This window comes from Sphingomonas zeicaulis, from assembly GCF_050433225.1.
Classification (GTDB): Bacteria; Pseudomonadota; Alphaproteobacteria; order Sphingomonadales; family Sphingomonadaceae; genus Sphingomonas_D; species Sphingomonas_D zeicaulis.
The window spans coordinates 77,938-94,703 of record NZ_JBNPXQ010000005.1; the positions used below are offsets into that span (position 1 = coordinate 77,938).

Consider the following 16,766-nt stretch of genomic DNA (forward strand, 5'->3'; position numbering starts at 1 on the left):
GGTCATGTCCCGGGTTAGACGGTGAAGCGATAGTCGCCCGATCCGACCTCGAACCGGGTGAGGGCGCCGTCACGGCGCAGGTTACGGATGTCGGGATGGCCGGCGAGGCCGCGGCGGCCTTCGCGCCAGCCGGTGCCGCCGGGCAGTTCGACCTCGGCGACGCAATTGGCGGGCACGGTCAGCGTCAGGCTGGTCAGCCCCTGGGCATTGCCGTCCACCTCGGTCGCGATCGTGCCGACCGCGCTCGCGTAACGTGCCGAGACCTTCCCCACCGCCGGCAACCATAAGGGGCGGACGGCAATGCGGCGGAAGCCGGGGGCAGCGGGGGCGATGCCGGCAAGGCGCCGGTAAAAGAAGCCGACCACCGCGCCCAGCGCATAGTGATTGTAGCTGTTCATCGCGATGTCGCCGACATCGCCGTTCCACCGCTCCCAAACCGTTGTCGCGCCCTTGACCGGCATATAGCCCCACGACGGGTAGCGCGTCTGGAGCAGCAAGCCGGTGACGGTCTCGATTTCCCCCGCGTCGGCGAGCACGTCGAGCAGATAGGGCGTGCCCAGGAAGCCGGTCGACAAGGTCATGTTGCGCCTGGCGATGTCGGCGGCAAGCAACCGGGCGGCGGCGGGGCGCTCGCTATCGGGCGTAAGCCCGCAATGAAGCGCCAGCACCTGGCTGGTCTGGCTGCCATTGCCCGCCTTGCCGTTCCCGCCGAGCAACTCACGCCGCGCCGCCGCGATGATCGTGCGGTTGAGCGCGGTGTAGCGCGTGGCGTCCGCATCGCGGCCGGTGGCCTTTGCCATGTCCGCCATCAATTGCGCCGACCACGCCCAATAGGCGGTGGCGCACAGGATGCGCGGCGTGGTCTCGTCATCGGGCTTGACGGCGTCCACGGACAGCCAGTCCCCCAGATCCAGCCCGCGTTCGTTACGCCAGATATGGTCGGGGTTGGTGCGGGCGACGAAAGCCATCCACGCCTCCATCGCCGCCCAATTTTCGTCGATCACCGCGGTGTCGCCGTAACGCTGCCAGAGCTGCCAGGGCAGGATGATGCCCGCCTCGCTCCAGCCCGCGGTGACGACATCCGGGAAGGACAGAGGCTGCGGCACGACGATCGGATAGGCGCCGTCTGCCCGCTGCGCAGCGCGCGCCTCGCCCAGGAAGCGGCGGATGAACGGATCCACCTCCATATTGAATGCCGCGGCGTCGAGAAACACCTGGATGTCACCCATCCAGCCCATCCGTTCGTCGCGCTGCGGGCAATCCGTCGGCACCGCGAAGAAGTTGGAGCGCTGGCTCCATTCGGCATTCTGCCAGATCTTCTGCAGCAGCGGCGCCGCGAAGCGCATCTCGCCGGTGGTGCGGCAGGCCGAATGAAGGATCACGCCTTCCACATCGGCCGGGGTCGGCCGCCCAGGGAACCCTTCGACCTGCACGTAGCGGAAGCCGAAATAGGTGAAGTGCGGCTCGAACGTCTCGCCCGCGGCATCGCCGCGCAACGTCACCCGGTGGGTCGCGCGGGCCAGCCGCAAGTTGGTCTGGTCGGCGATGCCAGTCTTGTCGAGCAGTTCGGCGAACCGCAACGTGACCGTCGTGCCCGCCGCGCCCCGCGCCTTCAGCTTCACCCAGCCCGCGAAATTCTGGCCGAAGTCGAACACGAACACGCCCGGCCGCGGTTCGGTGACGCTGGCGGCGCGACGGGTGCCCATGCGCTCGATCTGCGGCGAGGCCTGCGCGACAAGCTTGGTTTCAGGCGCCGCACCGGGTTTGGCGCGCGCCCAGCGCGAGGCATCGAAGCCCGGCATATCCCAGCCGGCGATGCGCAGCCGTGCGTCGAACGTCTCGCCATCATAGATTTCGGACATGAGGATCGGAGAGCGCGCGATCTGCCAGTCCGGCCCCGTCGTCACCCATTGCTGGCTGCCATCGGCATAATCGAGCCGCAACTGCGCACGGAAACGGCGCGGTGACGGACCGAAGCCGAAGCGCTCGAGTCGCCAGCCGAAGGGGCTGGCGTACCAGCCGTCACCCACCACCACACCGAACGCATTGTCGCCGTCGCGGATCAGGCTGGTGACGTCGTAAGTCTGGTAGAGGACATGGTCCTTCGCGACGCTGATCTCCGGCGCGAGCACCGCCTTGGCGACGCGTTCGCCATTGATGCGCGCATCATAGGCACCGAGTGCTGTGGCGTAGAGCCGGGCGGCCACGACCTTGGCGCGCGGCCGGAAGCCGGTGCGCAGCAGCACCGCCGGCTCGGAGGGTCGCGGATCGCCATGCGCGTTGGAGGTGCTGGGCACGGCGCGCTGCCAGCCGCCGGCGTCGAAGCCGGCCATGTGCCAGCCCGCAGGTGGCCCGGCGATCACCCGCCATTGCGGGCCGCTGACGATGCGATCGATCACCCCGCCGCGGCGGTGAAGACGGATCAACGCCGCAAAGGCACCGCCATCGACCGGGAAGAAGGCCTGGGTCTCCGCCTCTACCAGCGCGCAGACGCTGTTGCGGCCGGGGCGGATCGGGCCCTCGAACGGCAGCAGGGTGCCCCAGAAGGGCAGCATCGTATCCCAGCCGAGGTTGAGCGGCAGCGCATCCGGCGTGCGCGCTTCGCCGTTGATCCAAACGCCGCGCATATGATCCTTGCCGGCGAGCAGGATCTCGGCGCGTTCGATGTCGGCCGGCGCATCGAAGTCGAGCCGGAAGGCATGCGGGCGGCTGTCCAGCGCCTTCGCCGTCCAGATCCAGCCGAGACCGGCAGCGCGATCGGCGGCGGCGTCCGCATCCTCCGCCTCGATCCAGTCGGCGCGCCAGTCCGAGGGGGTGAGCAATCCGGTTTCGAACCATGAAGGTGCCGAGCGGGCGGCCCGGCCGGCGGCGTCTGTCACCTCGACCGTCCAGTGTACGCGCTGCATCGCCGCGAGCGGCTTGCCGCCCCATGCGATGTCGAACGTCACGTCCGAGGTCACCATGCCGCTGTCCCACAGGTCGGCGGCGCCCGGCTTCGATCCGGCGCGGATGCGATAGCTTTGCTGGCGCGTGCCGCGTGTCGGCGCCTCGATCCGCCACGACAGACGCGGCTTTCGCGCCTCGGTGCCGAGCAGATCGACGCTGTGCTCGGCGCGCAGGTCGACGACGGCGAGGGCGGGCGTTGCGGCGCGGGCCGGCAGGGGCGCGACCGCGGCGGCCGCCACTGCGCTGGTCGCGAGGAATTCGCGGCGGGTCGCGCTCATTTCCGGAAGCTGAGCTTGAGCGCGTAGGGCATGCCGCCGCTTGTGTCGGCGGGCAAGGTGACCGCGAGCCCCTTCCGCGTCTGTTCCCATTTTACCGCGCCGCTGCCGAGCAGTTCGATGCCGGCGATCGGATGCTCGAGATAGGGCGTGCCCTGATAGAGCGTCTTGACCAGCACTGCGCCATCCTGCGGCCGTTCGAGCCCGAGCACATAGAGCGTATCGCCCTTGGTGGTGAAGCGGATGTCCTGCGTGGTGAAGCCCTTGCGTGCGGATTCCTCGACCTGCCCGCCGACGCGGACCTGGCCGGAAAGGGTGGGGCCTTCGCCGAAATATTTGAACGGCCGCGTATCGTAGATCGCCTCGCCATTCACCTTCAGCCACGCGCCCATGCCGCGCAGCACCGTCGCGATCTCGTCGGGGATGGTGCCATCCGCTCTGGGGCCGACGTTGAGCAGCAGATTGCCGTTCTTGCTGACGATGTCGATCAGGTCGGCGGTCAGCGACTTGGGCGTCCGATAAGTGTCGTCCTTGGCATAGCCCCAGCTGTGCACGCTCACCGATGTGTCCGACTGCCACGGCGTCAGCCGCAGCGCGTCCGTCTTGCCGCGCTCCATGTCGAACAGCGCGCTGCCTTCGGCAAATTGCGAGCCCTTGTAGGCGATGATACCAGGCGCATTCTTCGCCGCCGAACGATTGTAGTAATAAGCGGCGGTGTCGCGCATCAGCGGCTCGAATTCGGGCGCCGAGGTCCACCAGTCGAAATAGATCAGCTCGGGGCTGTATTTGTCGATCAGTTCGGAGGTACGCGCCATCCAGTCGTTGAGGAACTGCTTGTTCGGCGGCATCCAGTTCTGGAGCTGGCCACTGTCTGGCCAGTTGTTCGGCTTCTCGGCGGGCAGGCCAGTCGGCGCGGCCGGGCCGTAAAGGCCGGCAAATTTCGGATCGTTGACGTCGCTGTCATAGGCGCGGCCGGCATGATACCACCACCAATGTTCGGCGCGGTGCGAGGACAGGCCGAAATGCATCCCCTGCGCACGCGCCGCCTTCGCGATCTCGCCCACCACGTCGCGCTTCGGCCCCATCTCGGACGCGTCCCAGCGGGTCACGTCGGACGCGTACATCGCGAAGCCGTCGCAATGCTCGGCCACCGGCACGACGTAGCGCGCGCCGGCTTCATCGAACAGTTTCAGCCAAGCGGCGGGATCGAACTTCTCCGCCTTGAATAGCGGAATGAAATCCTTGTAGCCGAACTTGGATTGCGGCCCATAGGTCTTCACATGATGCTCATAGGCCTTGTTGCCCGGCACATACATGTTCCGCGAATACCATTCATTGGCATAGGCCGGCACTGAATAGGGGCCCCAATGGATGAAGATGCCGAACTTGGCATCGCGAAACCACTCGGGCGTGCGGAAGCCGCGCAACGAGTCCCAGTCCGGCTTGAACGGTCCTTCGGTCACGCCCTGCTTCACCTTGGCGAGCTGCGCCTCGACCTTGGCGGGCTGATAGTCCATCGGCCATGCCTTCGCCGTGTCCGGGCTTTGCGCTGAAGCCGGCGCGGCACAGAAGGATGCCAGCGCGAGTGCGGTGGTGGCAGCGAATTTGATCTTCATTTCCTGCTCCTGCGCTGAAGAACGGCGACGCCCTGCGTGCCGAGCGTCACCGTGCTGACGGTGCCGCCTTCCAAGATGTCGGTCATGGGTTCGGGAAGCGTGACGACGCGGCTTTCGCGCGTGTGATTGATGAGGATGGAGATCGCACGGCCCTCGCCCTCGCGCGTCATCAACTCGACGCCCTTCGGCACGGCGAATGCACGCGACACGCCGGCACCGGTCATCGCCTGGTCGATCAGCGCGCCCATCACCTTGTCGTCGACGAGCGCGCCGACATAGGTGATCCGGCCCTTGCCGACGTTGCGGGAAATGACCGCTGGCTTGCCGTCCAGCCAGCCATTGGCCTTGCCGTAGCGCAGCACCACCTGCGTGTCGGGCGCGCTGGTCGAGAGATCCTCGGCCCAGATCGTCGCCTCGCCATCGCCCACCTTCACGCTTTCATCGAGCGCGTAGAATTGCTCCACACGGCCGCCGAGCAGATCGGTGAGGGGCCCCGGCTGACGTTCGGTATGGAGGCGGTTGAACCCGTCCTTCATGCCCGATCGAGGCCCCAGGATCAGATGGCCGCCGCCGCGGACATAGGCGGAAAGCCGTGTCGCCATTTCCGGCGTGATGACGTTGAGGCTGGGTGCCACGATCAGCTTGTAGGGCTCCAGCGGCGCGGCCGCCGCCTCGACGATGTCGACCGCGCCCAGTGCGTCCTTCAACGGCCGGTAATAGTCGAGCAGCACCTCGATCTGGTCATAGTCGCGATGATGCTTCTGGAAGTCGATCGCCCAGCGACTGGGATAGTCCTGCAGGATCGCGACCGGCGCCACCGGATGGGTGCCCGCGATCAGCGGGGTCGCCTTGGCCATCTCGCGGCCGATGCGGGCCGCCTCGGCATAGATCGGCAGCGGCTTGCCATCCGGCCCGATCAGCGATCCGTGCATCGTTTCCTGACCGTTCAGCGCGTTGCGCCATTGCCAGTAGAGGATGCCGTCCGCGCCATGGCCGATCGCCTGCCACGCCATCGCGCGGGTCTCGCCCGGATAGAGCATGTTGCTGACGCCGGCCCAGTTCACGAAGCCGGGCTGGATTTCCATCACCCAGAAATTCTTGCGCTTCCAGCCGCGCACCAGATCGTGCGTCGCGCCGTTGCGGTAGGGCTGGAGGTGGCCCGATCCGACATAATTGTCCCAGGAGGCGAAATCGAGATCGCGGTTGATCGCGTAGCGATCGAAGCGGTTCGCCCAGCCAAGTCCGCCGAGATTGGTGGTGACGAACTGCGATGCCGGCACATGCGCGCGCAGCACATCCGCCTGGTTCTTCTGGAACGACACCCACTGGTCGGTGATGAAGCGCTTGAGTTCAAGCATCCAGCCGGGGTTGGCGGGCTTGTCGTTGAACGGCACCTGCGACCAGTCCGAATAGACCTGCGACCAATATTGCGTCGCCCAGGCATCGTTCAGCACGTCGAGCGTGCCATAGCGCTGCTTCAGCCACGCCACCCACGCCGCACGGGCATCGGGATCATAGCTCTCGTCAGTATATTCATTGCCGATCTGCCAGCCGATGACGTTGGGCTCCCTGCCCAGCGCCTCGGCCATCTTGGTGACGATCCGGCGCGAGAAATCGCGGTAGCGCGCCGAGGAGATGGAGAATTGCCGGCGGCCGCCGTGGCCCAGCCGCTTGCCGTCCCCGTTGATCAGCAGGATGTCGGGATATCTCTCGCTCATCCACGCGGGCGGCGTGTCCGTCGGGGTCCCGACGACGACCTTGATGCCATGCTTCGCCGCCGCGCGGGTCGCGCGAACCAGCCAGTCCATGTCATAGGCGCCCTCGGTCGGCTCCATCCGCGCCCAGGCATACTCCCCGATCCGCACGACATTGGCGCCATGCGCCTTCATCAGCCGCAGATCCTCGTCCCAGCTCGCTTCCGGCCATTGCTCGGGATACCAGGCCGAGCCGAGCCAGAGCGCGTCAAACTGCACCTGGCCCTTGGGCGCGACGGTATCGGCCGCGGCCGGCTGCGCGGTGGCGAGCAGCGCGGCGCCCGTCATCGCGATCGCCAGCAGCGGCGCGCGCAGGATGGCCATCGCCCTCTTTGCCTTCCCCTCGATCACATCATCCCCTTTTGCATCATCGTCTATTCCACCGGAATCGGAGTCATCGGCTGCGTTGCCGAGCGGTAGGCCGCTTCGACCAGCGCCATCGTCTTCCAGGCATCGTCCACCCGCGTCGCCAGCACCGCATCCTCGCCGGCGGCGAAGCGCTGGAGATTGGCCATCGGCCCGACGAACGCATCGGGAAACCAGCGGCCCTCCAGCGCCACCTGCGCCCATTCGCCACCCTTTCGGACCAGCCACAGCTCGTCGGGCTCGCCGGTGGGATAGTCGAGGAGCAGGCCCAGCTTCACCTGCGCGGCGCCCTCGGTTCCTTCCACCCGGAACGAGGCATCCTGAAAGCGCCGGCCGAAATCATGATGATGGTTGATCGAGAGCGTCGCGCGCAGCACCTCGCCATAGTCGAGCAGCGCGGTGGTGCGGGTATCCGCCAGCGCGCTCGCCGGGTGGCCGAAGCTGCGCGCGAACACGCCGCGCGGATCGCCGGCCAAGGCGCGGATCGTATCGAGATAATGGATGGAGTGGGATACGATCTCGACGCGTGGGTTGGTCGCGAGATGCGGGAACAGGTGCCACGGCGTGACGAGGTTGAGATGCACCTCGATCTCGACCAGATCCCCCAACAGGCCGCGGTGGATCGCGTCGGCGAGCGCGAGCATCATCGGCGAATAACGGAGTTGGAAGTTCACCGAGGCGATGAGACGCCGTTCGTGGCAGAGCGTACGTATCTCCCGCGCGGCCTCGAGGTCGAGCCCCATCGGCTTCTGCAGCAACACCGTCGCGCCTTCGGGCAGCGCGCGCAATATGTCGGCATGGACCGCGGCGGGGGCGGCAACGTCGAACACCGCATCTGCCGCCGCGGCGTCGGCCAGGGTCGGGTATACTGTAGCGATGCCCCATTCCGCTGCCAGCGCGCGAGCACGATCCTGATCCACATCGTAGAGGCCGGCGACGGTAAAGCCCGCCTTGCGATAGGCCGGCAGATGCGCATCCTTCACGATGCCGCCGGTGCCGAGGATGGCGATCGGGCGCGGCCTGGCGGGCAGCGGCCAATGCTGTCGCAACTCGCTCATCCCAGCGCCTCCGCACGGCGCTGCGCCTCGGCGAGCAGATCGGCGGTCGTGCGATCGGTGGTGACGGCGGCAGTCATCAGATCGTCGACGACGTGCGAGATTTCGGCGAGCTGCGGGGTCAGCGGCAATTCACGGGCATGGTCGTGCAGCCAGTCGAGCCGGTGATAATAGGGGATCTGCGCGTTGATCTCCGCATCTGCCCAGGTCGAACGGCGCACGCCGATCGCGCCTTCCTGCGTGGTGATGCGATCCATCGGCGCGGTGGCGCAGTGGCGCAGAAAATCCCAGGCGAGCGCCTTGCGCGTCGAGCCCGCGCCGATCGCCAGCACCCAGAACACGTTGAGCGACACGCTGGCGCCGCCTTCTCCCGCCGGCAACGGCGCCACATCAATCAGCCCGCGCACCCGGCTCGACGGATCGCTGTCCGCGAAGGCGGCGAAGCCGAACCAGTTGGCCATCAACGCCACCTTGCCCTCGGCGAACAGCAATCCCGATTTCACGCTGTCCAATGTCCGCGCATCCGGCGCCATCGCGCTGGCATCACCTGCGAGCAGGCGGAGGAAATCGAGCGCATCATGCGCCTGGGGGGAACGGAACGCGGGGCGGCCTTCACCATCGAAGGGCTCGCCGCCGCGTGACCAGATATGGATGCAGAAGTCGTAGAAGCTGTTGTGGCCGTCAGGGAACAGCGCGAGCACCGTGCCGAAGCGCTCTTCCTGCGGCGCGTGGAGCGCGCGGGCGGCCGCGTGGAATTCCACCCAGGTCCTGGGCACGGCGATGCCCGCCGCGTCCAGCAGGTCGCGGCGATAGATCAGGCATTCGGGGCCGTCATGATAGGGCATGCCCCAGAAGCCCCCGGCGAAGCGCTGCATCGTCGTGAGCGACGGGCTCCACCCATCCGGGAAATCGGCAATGGGCGCGCGGGCGAGGTGGGGCGCAAGATCTTCGAGCAGCCCCGCACCCTGCGCTTCTGCCAGCCAGTCGGTCGCCATGAAGGCGATGTCCCAGTCGCCATTGGCGAGGCCACGATCGCCGATCAGCGTCTGGTGGAGCGGGTTGAGATCCATCATCTCCGTCACGAGGCTCGCGTCGGTGCCGGTGGTCGCGACGAAATCGGCGAACTGGCGATGGATGGCGCGCTCGAACGGATCGAAGCGGCGGACGGCGATGCGCAACGTTTCGGTCACGCGGCGGCCTCCCGAGGAGCAGCGGCGGGGGCGGGCATGGGTTTCCTGCGGCGGCGATCGGCGCCCACCGTGTAGATCGCGGCTGCTGCGACGACGACGATGCCCTCGATCAGCCCCTGATAACTCGCGCCGAGGTTGAGGATGTTGAAGCCGTTGGTCAGCGTGAACAGCAGCAGCGCGCCGACGACCGTTTTCACTACACTGCCCGCACCGCCGAACAGGGACGTGCCGCCGAGGATGGCGGCGGCGATCACGGTGAGTTCGGCGCCCTGAAGCGCGGTGGGGTTGATCGCGCCCAGCCGGCTGGCGAACAGGATGCCGGCAAAACCGGCAGCCACGCTGGACAGCACGAAGGCGCCCAGCCGATAGGCGTGGACGTTGATGCCCGAAAGCCGCGCCGCTTCCGCATTGCCGCCGACCGCATAGAGCCGCCGCCCGACGATGGTGAAGCGCAGCACGAACCACATCGCCAATGTGAACAGCGCGAGATAGATGACCGGCGCTGCCACGTCGAAGCCGGGCCCCATCAGCAGCATCGCCGCGCTGACCAGCCCGCCGCCCACCGCCATCACCGGTCGCCGGCGGACGATGCCGAAGCCGAGCAGCGCGAGGCCAAGCGCGATCAGCGGCCAGAACAAGGGCACGCGGCTGCTTTCGAAGGCCAGCATCTGCGCCAGCGCCGCGGGCTGTTCGACCATCAGCGAGCGCCCGTCGGTGAGGATCAGGACGAGCCCACGCACCGCGGTCAGCGTGCCCAAGGTGACGATGAAGGCGTTGATGCCGACGAACTGGACGATCGCGCCGTTGAGCAGCCCGATCGCGGCGGCAGTGCACAGCGCGGCGCCGGCGGCGGGGACGAAGCCGATCTGGCCGGCGAGGCCGATCAGCACTGTGGCGGCCAGTGCCGCGACCGACGCCACCGAAAGATCGAAGGCGCCGGTGATCAGCATCACCGTCATCGCCACGCCCATGATGCCGACCAGCGAGGCCTGGTAGGCGATGTTGCCGAGGTTCTGGCCGGACAGATAGGGCGGCAGCCCGCGCGAAGCCGCCAGCGCGGCGAGCACGGCAAGCAGCAGCAGGAAGGCATAGAAAACGCCCGCCTCGCGCAGGCTGAATGCGTGTCGCCAGTCGGTCATGCAGCTTCCTCGATCGGCGCGCGTCCGCCACCGGCCAAAATGATGAGATCGCTTTCGCTGGTCGTCTCAGGATTGACCTCGGCCACGTCGCGTCCATCGCGCAGCACGAGGATCCGGTCGCAGACCGCAAGCAGTTCGGAGAATTCGGAGGATATGAGGATCACCGGCAGGCCCTGATCGGCGAGTTCGCCGATCAGCCGAAGGATGTCGGTGCGCGCGCCGATGTCGATGCCGGCGGTCGGCTCGTCGAGCAGCAGCACGCGGGTTTCGGGACGCAGCCATTTGGCGATCACCACCTTCTGGGCGTTGCCGCCGGAAAGTTCGCTCGGCAGCGCATCGGGGCCCGGCGCCTTGATCGCCAGCCGGATAATCGCCGCGCGCGCCGCCTCATGCTCGCTGTCTGCATCGAACAGCAGGCGCGGGGCGTGCGGCAGCGCGATATTCTCGGCGAGGGTGAGGCTGGGCGCATAGCCCTGCGCGGCACGGTCCTCCGGCACCAGCGCGATGCCGGCCGCCACCGCCTCGTCGGTCCAGCGGCCGACCGGCCGGCCGTCGAGCAGCACCGTGCCTGTTGCCTGCGGGTTGGCGCCGAAGATCGCGTGCAGCAATTCGCTGCGCCCCGACCCCAGCACGCCGGCGACGCCGAGGATCTCGCCCGCCTTGAGGTCGAACCCCAGCGGCGCGAGCTTGCCCGGCGAAGCGAGGTCACGCACCGAGAGCACCACCTCTCCCGGCGGGTGCGGACGCCGCCGGCGCTCGAGCGCGGCAACGGCACGGCCGGCGATGGCGGCGGCGATGCGCGCCTCGTCCAGATCCCTGGTTTCGGCGTGGAGCACCGCGCGGCCGTCACGCAGCACCGTCACCTCGTCGGTCAGTGCGACGATCTCGTCGATGAAGTGGGAGACGAACAGCACCGCCTTGCCGCGCCGCGCCAGATCCCGGATCACCTCATAGACCCGCCCGCGCTCGTTGCCGGCGAGCGAGGCGGTCGGCTCGTCCATCACCACCACATCGGCGCCCGAGGCCAGCGCCTGGGTGATCGCGACCATCTGCCGCGCGCCAATCGGCAGGTCGGCGACCAGCGCATCGAGCGGGAAAGGATGACCGAGCGACGCCACGAGATCGGCGATGCGCGCACGATGCGCGTGGCGCCACCAGCCGCCCTCGTCGAGCAGGATATTCTCGATCGCACTCAACGTCGGCACCAGCGGTACATGCTGATAAATCGTCGCGACCCCGGCCGCCTTGGCATCGCGCGGGCGGGTCCATACGGCGGGTAGGCCGTCACGCAGGATCCGCCCGCCGCTGGGTGGCAGCGCACCGGCGAGGATCTTGATCAAGGTCGATTTGCCCGCGCCATTCGCGCCGAGCAGGCCGTGGACGCGGCCCGGCCGCAGCACCAGATCGACGCCGCGCAGCGCGACGGTGCCGTTCGGATAGACCTTCTCGACGGCCTCGAGGATCAGCGTCACCATTGGCCGACACACGCGTCGACATTGGCGCGGGTCACCGCGGGGATCGGGTAAGTGCGGAAACGCGCGCCGTCGCTACCGCCGTCCAGCGCCTCGAAAGCGAGCGCGCCCAGCGCCTCGGGCTTGAAGCAGACGGTGCCGTCGACCGCGCCGGCCTTGATCGAGGCGACCGCGAGCTTCGATCCGCCGACGCCGATCAGCCGCGCCTGCGACGCGGCGGCGCGCACCGCACGCGCGCAGCCGATCACCATGTCGTCCGCCTCGTTGAAGAACAGATCGATATCGGGATGCGCGGCGAGGATGTTCTGGCAGGCGGTCTCGCCGCCCTGTGGCGTCCAGTTGCCGGGCTGCGAAGCAATGATCGCATAGCGGACGCCTGCCGCGTCGAGGCCTTCGCGAAAGCCGCGCGCGCGCTGCTCCACCTCGGGAAAGCCCGCCGCGCCCTCGATGACCGCGATACGCGCGGTGCGGCCCGGCGGGAGCAGCTTCCCGGCGAGCGTACCGGCGACCCGGCCGGCGGTCACCTCATCCTGCGATGCGAGCGCGACGAGGCCGGGATAGACATCCGTCACCGCGCGCGTGCGCGGATCGCCGACCAGCGCCGCGACCGCCGCCACCGGCACGCCGGCGCGGCGCGCACGACCGACCCAGCCTTGTGCCACTACCGAATCGAGCGGCATGATCGCGATGCCGTTCACCCGCTGGGCAACGAGATCGTCGATGTCATTGGCCTGTTTCTGGACATTGCCTTGCGCGTCGAGGATCAGGGCGACCGCGCCAGCCTTGGCGGCGGCATCACTGAACCCCTTGGCGATCGCCGCGGCGAACGGATAGCTCAGCCCCACCGTCGAGAGCCCGTAGCGCGGCGCGCCGGGCGATGGCGCGGCGGGCCCCGCCACCGCCATGTCCATCCGCCCCAGTCGCACGCCGACCAGCGAGGCGATCGCGACCGCGATCACCAGCGCCGCGAAGGCGAGGGGCAGGGGACGCCAGCGCATCGTCAGGCGATCGGATCGCGGCGAACGACGAGGTAAAGATGCTCGCAGGCGAGCACCGTCTCGCCATGCTGGTTGCGGATGTCGACCGCCTCGGTGACCACGCCATGGCTGGTGCGCTTGGGATGGTCGCGCTTGTCGGCGATGCGGGTCAGCGTGGTGATGGTGTCGCCGATATGGACCGGGCGGATGAAGCGCAGCCGATCATAGCCATAGGACATCGCATGCGGGTTGATCGTCGTCGCGGTCAGGCCGATGCCGATCGAGAAGATCAAGGTGCCATGCGCAATCCGTTGGCCGAAATCCTGCGTCGCGCACCACGCGGCATCCATATGGTGCGGGAAGAAATCGCCGGTGTGGCCGGCATGGACGACGAAGTCGGTCTCGGTGATCGTGCGGCCGAAGCTGGTCCGCTCCGATCCGACGACATACTCCTCGAAATAGGTCTCGACGATCATGCGGCATCCTCCAGGATCGCGCTGTCCGCACCCAGCCGCGGCGCGGGGCGCGGGTTTTTGAGGACCGCGCCGTCGATGCGGATCGGGCAGCGGGTGAGGGTGAGCGTCTCGCCGCCGGGTGCGCGCACCTGCTGCGTCGCATCGAGCGCGGCGAAGGCGGGATCGGCGGTGAAGGCCGGCCAGTCATTGACCGGCGCCGCCCAGATCCCGGCCGGCTCCAGCCGGTCGAGCCAGTGGCGGCTGGTCTCAGTCGCGAGATGGGCGCGCAACGCCGCCTTGATCGCGTCGCGATCAGCGAACCAGCGCTCCGCCGGAACGGTGGTCAGCGGCGTGCAGTCGATCACAGCGCCCAGTCGGTCGACCGGGCACATCGCGATCGCGACATGGCCGTCGGCGGTGGCGTAGATACCATAGGGCGCCGCCAGATAGAGATTGGCATTGGCCACCGCGCTGCGCTCCGGCATCGCGCCGCCGCGGTTGAGATAGACGGCGAGATGCTCGAATTGCAGGTCGATCGCGGTCTCGATCAAGCTGACATCGACACGGCCGCCGCGCCCGGTCACGCCGCGCCGCACGAGCAGCGCGAGAATGCCCTGCGCAAGCTGCGCGCCCGCCATCATGTCAGTGATTGAAAGACCGGTGGGGGTCGGCGCGCCGCCGGCGTCGCCGGAAAGCCAGGCAATACCCGACAGCGACTGGACGAGCAGATCCTGCCCCGGCCGATCCCGCCACGGCCCGTCGGGGCCGTAGCCGCTGACCCCGGCATAGACGAGGCGCGGGTTGAGGCTGCTGACCGCATCCCAGCCCAGCCCTAGCCGCTCCATGATGCCCGGGCGGAAATTGTGGATCAGCACGTCCGCCCGCTCGATCAGGCTGCGGACGCGGGCCATGTCGTCGGGCGATTTGAGATCGGCGGCGACCGAAAGCTTGCCGCGGTTGATCGCGTGGAACAGCGCGCTGTCCTGATCGAACGGCAGATCCGCGAGGAACAGGTTGCGGCCCGCATCGCCGCCATCGGGCCGCTCGACCTTGATCACCCGGGCGCCGAGATCGCCAAGCCGCAGCGCGCAGGACGGGCCTGCAAGAAATTGACTGAGATCGAGGACAACCGCGCCGGCCAGCGGTAGCATCGCCTCGTCGATTTGGCCCGCCGCGGTCATTCGCTGCCGATCCCCTCAATTAGTATGTTTATATGATATTTCCTTGCTTCTGCTATTCGCCGTGCCTAGGCCTGTCAACCGGGAACGACCGGGAGAGCGACGACAGTGCGGGGCATGACCTGGAACCATCCGCGCGGCTATGAACCTCTTGAGGCAGCGACGCGCCTCTGGGTGGAGCGCGGCTTTGAGGATATCGACTGGGATCGCCGCTCGCTGCAGGACTTCGAGAGCGTGCCGGTCGAGGAACTCGCCCGGCGATATGATCTGATCATTATCGATCACCCGCATGTGGGCGAGATTGCCGATTCAGGTTGCCTCGTGCCGTTCGACGCTCCCGATACGGCAGCGGCGCTCGCCGCCCTCGCCGCCGGATCGGTCGGCGGATCCTATGAAAGCTACACCTGGCGCGATCGCCAATGGGCGCTGCCGGTGGATGCCGCGGCACAGGTGCAGGCGTGGGTGCCGACGCGGATCGAGGCGCCGGCGGACAATTGGCCGCTACTGATGGCGATCGCGCGGGAGAAACGCGTGGCGCTGCCGCTGCGGCCGCCGCATTCGCTGATGTCGCTGTTCACATTGTGCGGACTTATCGGCGTTCGCCTTGATCCGGCCGCCGAGGCGCTGTTCCCGCAAGCGGCGGAGCAGGCCTATGAGCGGCTGGCGGCGCTCGCCGCGCTGGTCGATCCGGCATCCTATGAAGCCGATCCGATCACTGTGCTCGAGGAGATGGCACGCGCCGATTCGCGGCTGGCGGTGGCGCCGCTGATCTATGGCTATGTCAGCTATGCGCTGGACGGGTTCCGGCCGGCGCGCATCGCCTTCGGCAATCTGCCTGCCGCCGATCCGCGCGGCTCCGCGCTGGGCGGCACCGGCATCGCCGTCTCCGCCTTCGGCACCAATCCGCAGGCGGCGCGCGACTTCGCGCTGTGGGTCGCTTCCGGCCCGGTTCAGCGAGAACTCTATGCGATGAGCGGCGGCCAGCCGGGCCATGCCGAGGCATGGGACGACGCGGCGGTCAACGCGCCGGTCGCGGACTTCTACCGCGCGACGCGCGCGACGCTCGACCGCGCGTGGCTGCGGCCCCGGCATCACGGCTATATGGCGTTCCAACACGCGGCATCGGTGCGGCTGAACGAAGCGCTGTTGTCGAACGAGCCCGCCGCATCGGCGATCGCCGCGCTCAACGCGCTCGATCGGAGGCATCGTTGACCGGCACCACCGGGCCGCTCGACGGCCTGCTCGTCATCGACATGGCGCAGTTTCTCTCCGGTCCGTCGGCAGCTTTGCGGCTGCTCGATCTCGGCGCGCGGGTGATCAAGGTGGAGCGCCCCGGCATCGGCGACATCTGCCGCACGCTCTACTTGTCAGACACGGTGCTCGACGACGCCTCGACATTGTTCCACGCGATCAACCGCGGCAAGCAGGGCATCGCGATCGACTTCAAGACCGATGCCGGGCGCGAGGCGCTGTTGCGGCTGGCCGAACAGGCAGATGTCGTGATCCAGAACTTCCGGCCCGGCGTCGCCGACCGGCTCGGCGTCGGCCCGGCGGCGCTGCGCGCGCGCAACCCGCGCCTCGTGGTCGGCACGATCAGCGGCTATGGCGAGGACGGCCCCTGGGTGGACCTGCCCGGGCAGGATCTGCTCGCGCAGGCGCTGTCCGGCGTGATGTGGCTGACCGGCGATGCCGATCATGGCCCGGTGCCGGTGGGGCTTTCGGTGGGCGACATGCTCGCCGGCCATATCCTGGTCGAGGGCATTCTCGCGGCGCTGGTCCGCCGCGGCATCGGCGGTGGCGGCACGACGGTCGAGACCAGCCTGCTGGAAGCGCTCGTCGATTTCCAGTTCGAGGTGCTGACCACCCATCTCAACGATGGCGGCCGCGCGCCGCGCCGTGCGCAGCAGCGCAACGCCCACGCCTATCTGTCCGCACCCTATGGCGTCTACCGCACCGCCGATGGCTGGATGGCGTTGGCGATGACGCCGCTCGCCAAGCTTGCGCCGCTGCTCGAAACCGAGTTGCCGGGCGACCCCTTCGTCGATCGCGACGCTTTGAAGACGCGCATTGCCGACGTCGTGGCGACGCGCCCGACCGAAGCGTGGATGGCGCGGCTGCGCGCCGAGGATGTGTGGTGCGCCCCGGTGCTCGACTGGCCGCAATTGCTGGCGACCGAGGCATTTCGCCGGCTCGACATGATCCAGCGCGGCGATGGTTTCGCGACGACGCGTGGCCCGGCGCGGATCGATGGCGCCCGTCCGCCGGGCACGGCCCGCGCGCCGGCGATCGACCAGCATGGCGATGCGATCAGAGACGAATTCGCACTGCGATAAGAATTAGGGA

Annotated in this window: 12 protein-coding genes; 2 read left to right on the forward strand and 10 right to left on the reverse strand. The window is 68.1% G+C overall.

The window, feature by feature from the left end; all coding sequences use genetic code 11:
- Positions 1-14: 14 nt before the first annotated feature.
- From FHS96_RS17370 to FHS96_RS17415, 10 genes are read right to left on the reverse strand one after another with little or no spacing between them, the layout of a single operon-like run.
- A complete protein-coding gene (locus tag FHS96_RS17370) occupies positions 15-3,224 on the reverse strand; it encodes an alpha-L-rhamnosidase (protein ID WP_429594311.1) in 3,210 nt (1,069 codons plus the stop codon).
- On the reverse strand, positions 3,221-4,837 hold the full coding sequence (locus tag FHS96_RS17375) for an alpha-L-fucosidase (protein WP_429594313.1): 1,617 nt from the start codon (positions 4,835-4,837) through the stop codon (positions 3,221-3,223). The genes FHS96_RS17370 and FHS96_RS17375 overlap by 4 nt, the downstream gene beginning before the upstream one ends.
- Positions 4,834-6,915: a beta-galactosidase gene (locus FHS96_RS17380; RefSeq protein ID WP_429594316.1), complete on the reverse strand. Its 2,082-nt coding sequence runs from the start codon at positions 6,913-6,915 to the stop codon at positions 4,834-4,836. The genes FHS96_RS17375 and FHS96_RS17380 overlap by 4 nt, the downstream gene beginning before the upstream one ends.
- A gap of 50 nt (positions 6,916-6,965) precedes the next feature.
- Entirely contained in the window at positions 6,966-8,015 is a 1,050-nt protein-coding gene (locus FHS96_RS17385; RefSeq protein WP_429594319.1) for a Gfo/Idh/MocA family protein, read from the reverse strand.
- A complete protein-coding gene (locus tag FHS96_RS17390) occupies positions 8,012-9,202 on the reverse strand; it encodes an extracellular solute-binding protein (RefSeq protein WP_429594322.1) in 1,191 nt (396 codons plus the stop codon). Before FHS96_RS17390 ends, FHS96_RS17385 begins: the two co-directional genes overlap by 4 nt.
- Positions 9,199-10,341 (reverse strand): ABC transporter permease, encoded by a 1,143-nt coding sequence (locus FHS96_RS17395; protein ID WP_429594325.1) that lies wholly within the window; start codon positions 10,339-10,341, stop codon positions 9,199-9,201. Before FHS96_RS17395 ends, FHS96_RS17390 begins: the two co-directional genes overlap by 4 nt.
- Positions 10,338-11,816 carry a sugar ABC transporter ATP-binding protein gene (locus FHS96_RS17400; RefSeq protein ID WP_429594328.1) on the reverse strand — a complete coding sequence of 493 codons (1,479 nt, stop codon included), beginning with the start codon at positions 11,814-11,816 and terminating at the stop codon, positions 10,338-10,340. The genes FHS96_RS17395 and FHS96_RS17400 overlap by 4 nt, the downstream gene beginning before the upstream one ends.
- A complete protein-coding gene (locus tag FHS96_RS17405) occupies positions 11,810-12,811 on the reverse strand; it encodes a sugar ABC transporter substrate-binding protein (RefSeq protein ID WP_429594331.1) in 1,002 nt (333 codons plus the stop codon). The genes FHS96_RS17400 and FHS96_RS17405 overlap by 7 nt, the downstream gene beginning before the upstream one ends.
- A 2-nt stretch (positions 12,812-12,813) precedes the next feature.
- Positions 12,814-13,266, reverse strand: coding sequence for a MaoC family dehydratase (locus tag FHS96_RS17410; RefSeq protein ID WP_429594333.1), 453 nt, complete (start codon positions 13,264-13,266; stop codon positions 12,814-12,816).
- The gene (locus FHS96_RS17415; protein ID WP_429594336.1) at positions 13,263-14,426 is read right to left on the reverse strand and encodes a CaiB/BaiF CoA transferase family protein; all 1,164 of its coding nucleotides are present in this window, start codon (positions 14,424-14,426) and stop codon (positions 13,263-13,265) included. Before FHS96_RS17415 ends, FHS96_RS17410 begins: the two co-directional genes overlap by 4 nt.
- A 114-nt stretch (positions 14,427-14,540) precedes the next feature.
- Here FHS96_RS17415 and FHS96_RS17420 point away from each other — a divergent pair, with 114 nt between their 5' ends.
- Complete coding sequence (locus tag FHS96_RS17420) at positions 14,541-15,635, forward strand: extracellular solute-binding protein (RefSeq protein ID WP_429594339.1); 1,095 nt, start codon at positions 14,541-14,543, stop codon at positions 15,633-15,635.
- Entirely contained in the window at positions 15,632-16,756 is a 1,125-nt protein-coding gene (locus tag FHS96_RS17425) for a CaiB/BaiF CoA transferase family protein (protein WP_429594341.1), read from the forward strand. The genes FHS96_RS17420 and FHS96_RS17425 overlap by 4 nt, the downstream gene beginning before the upstream one ends.
- Positions 16,757-16,766: the final 10 nt, after the last annotated feature.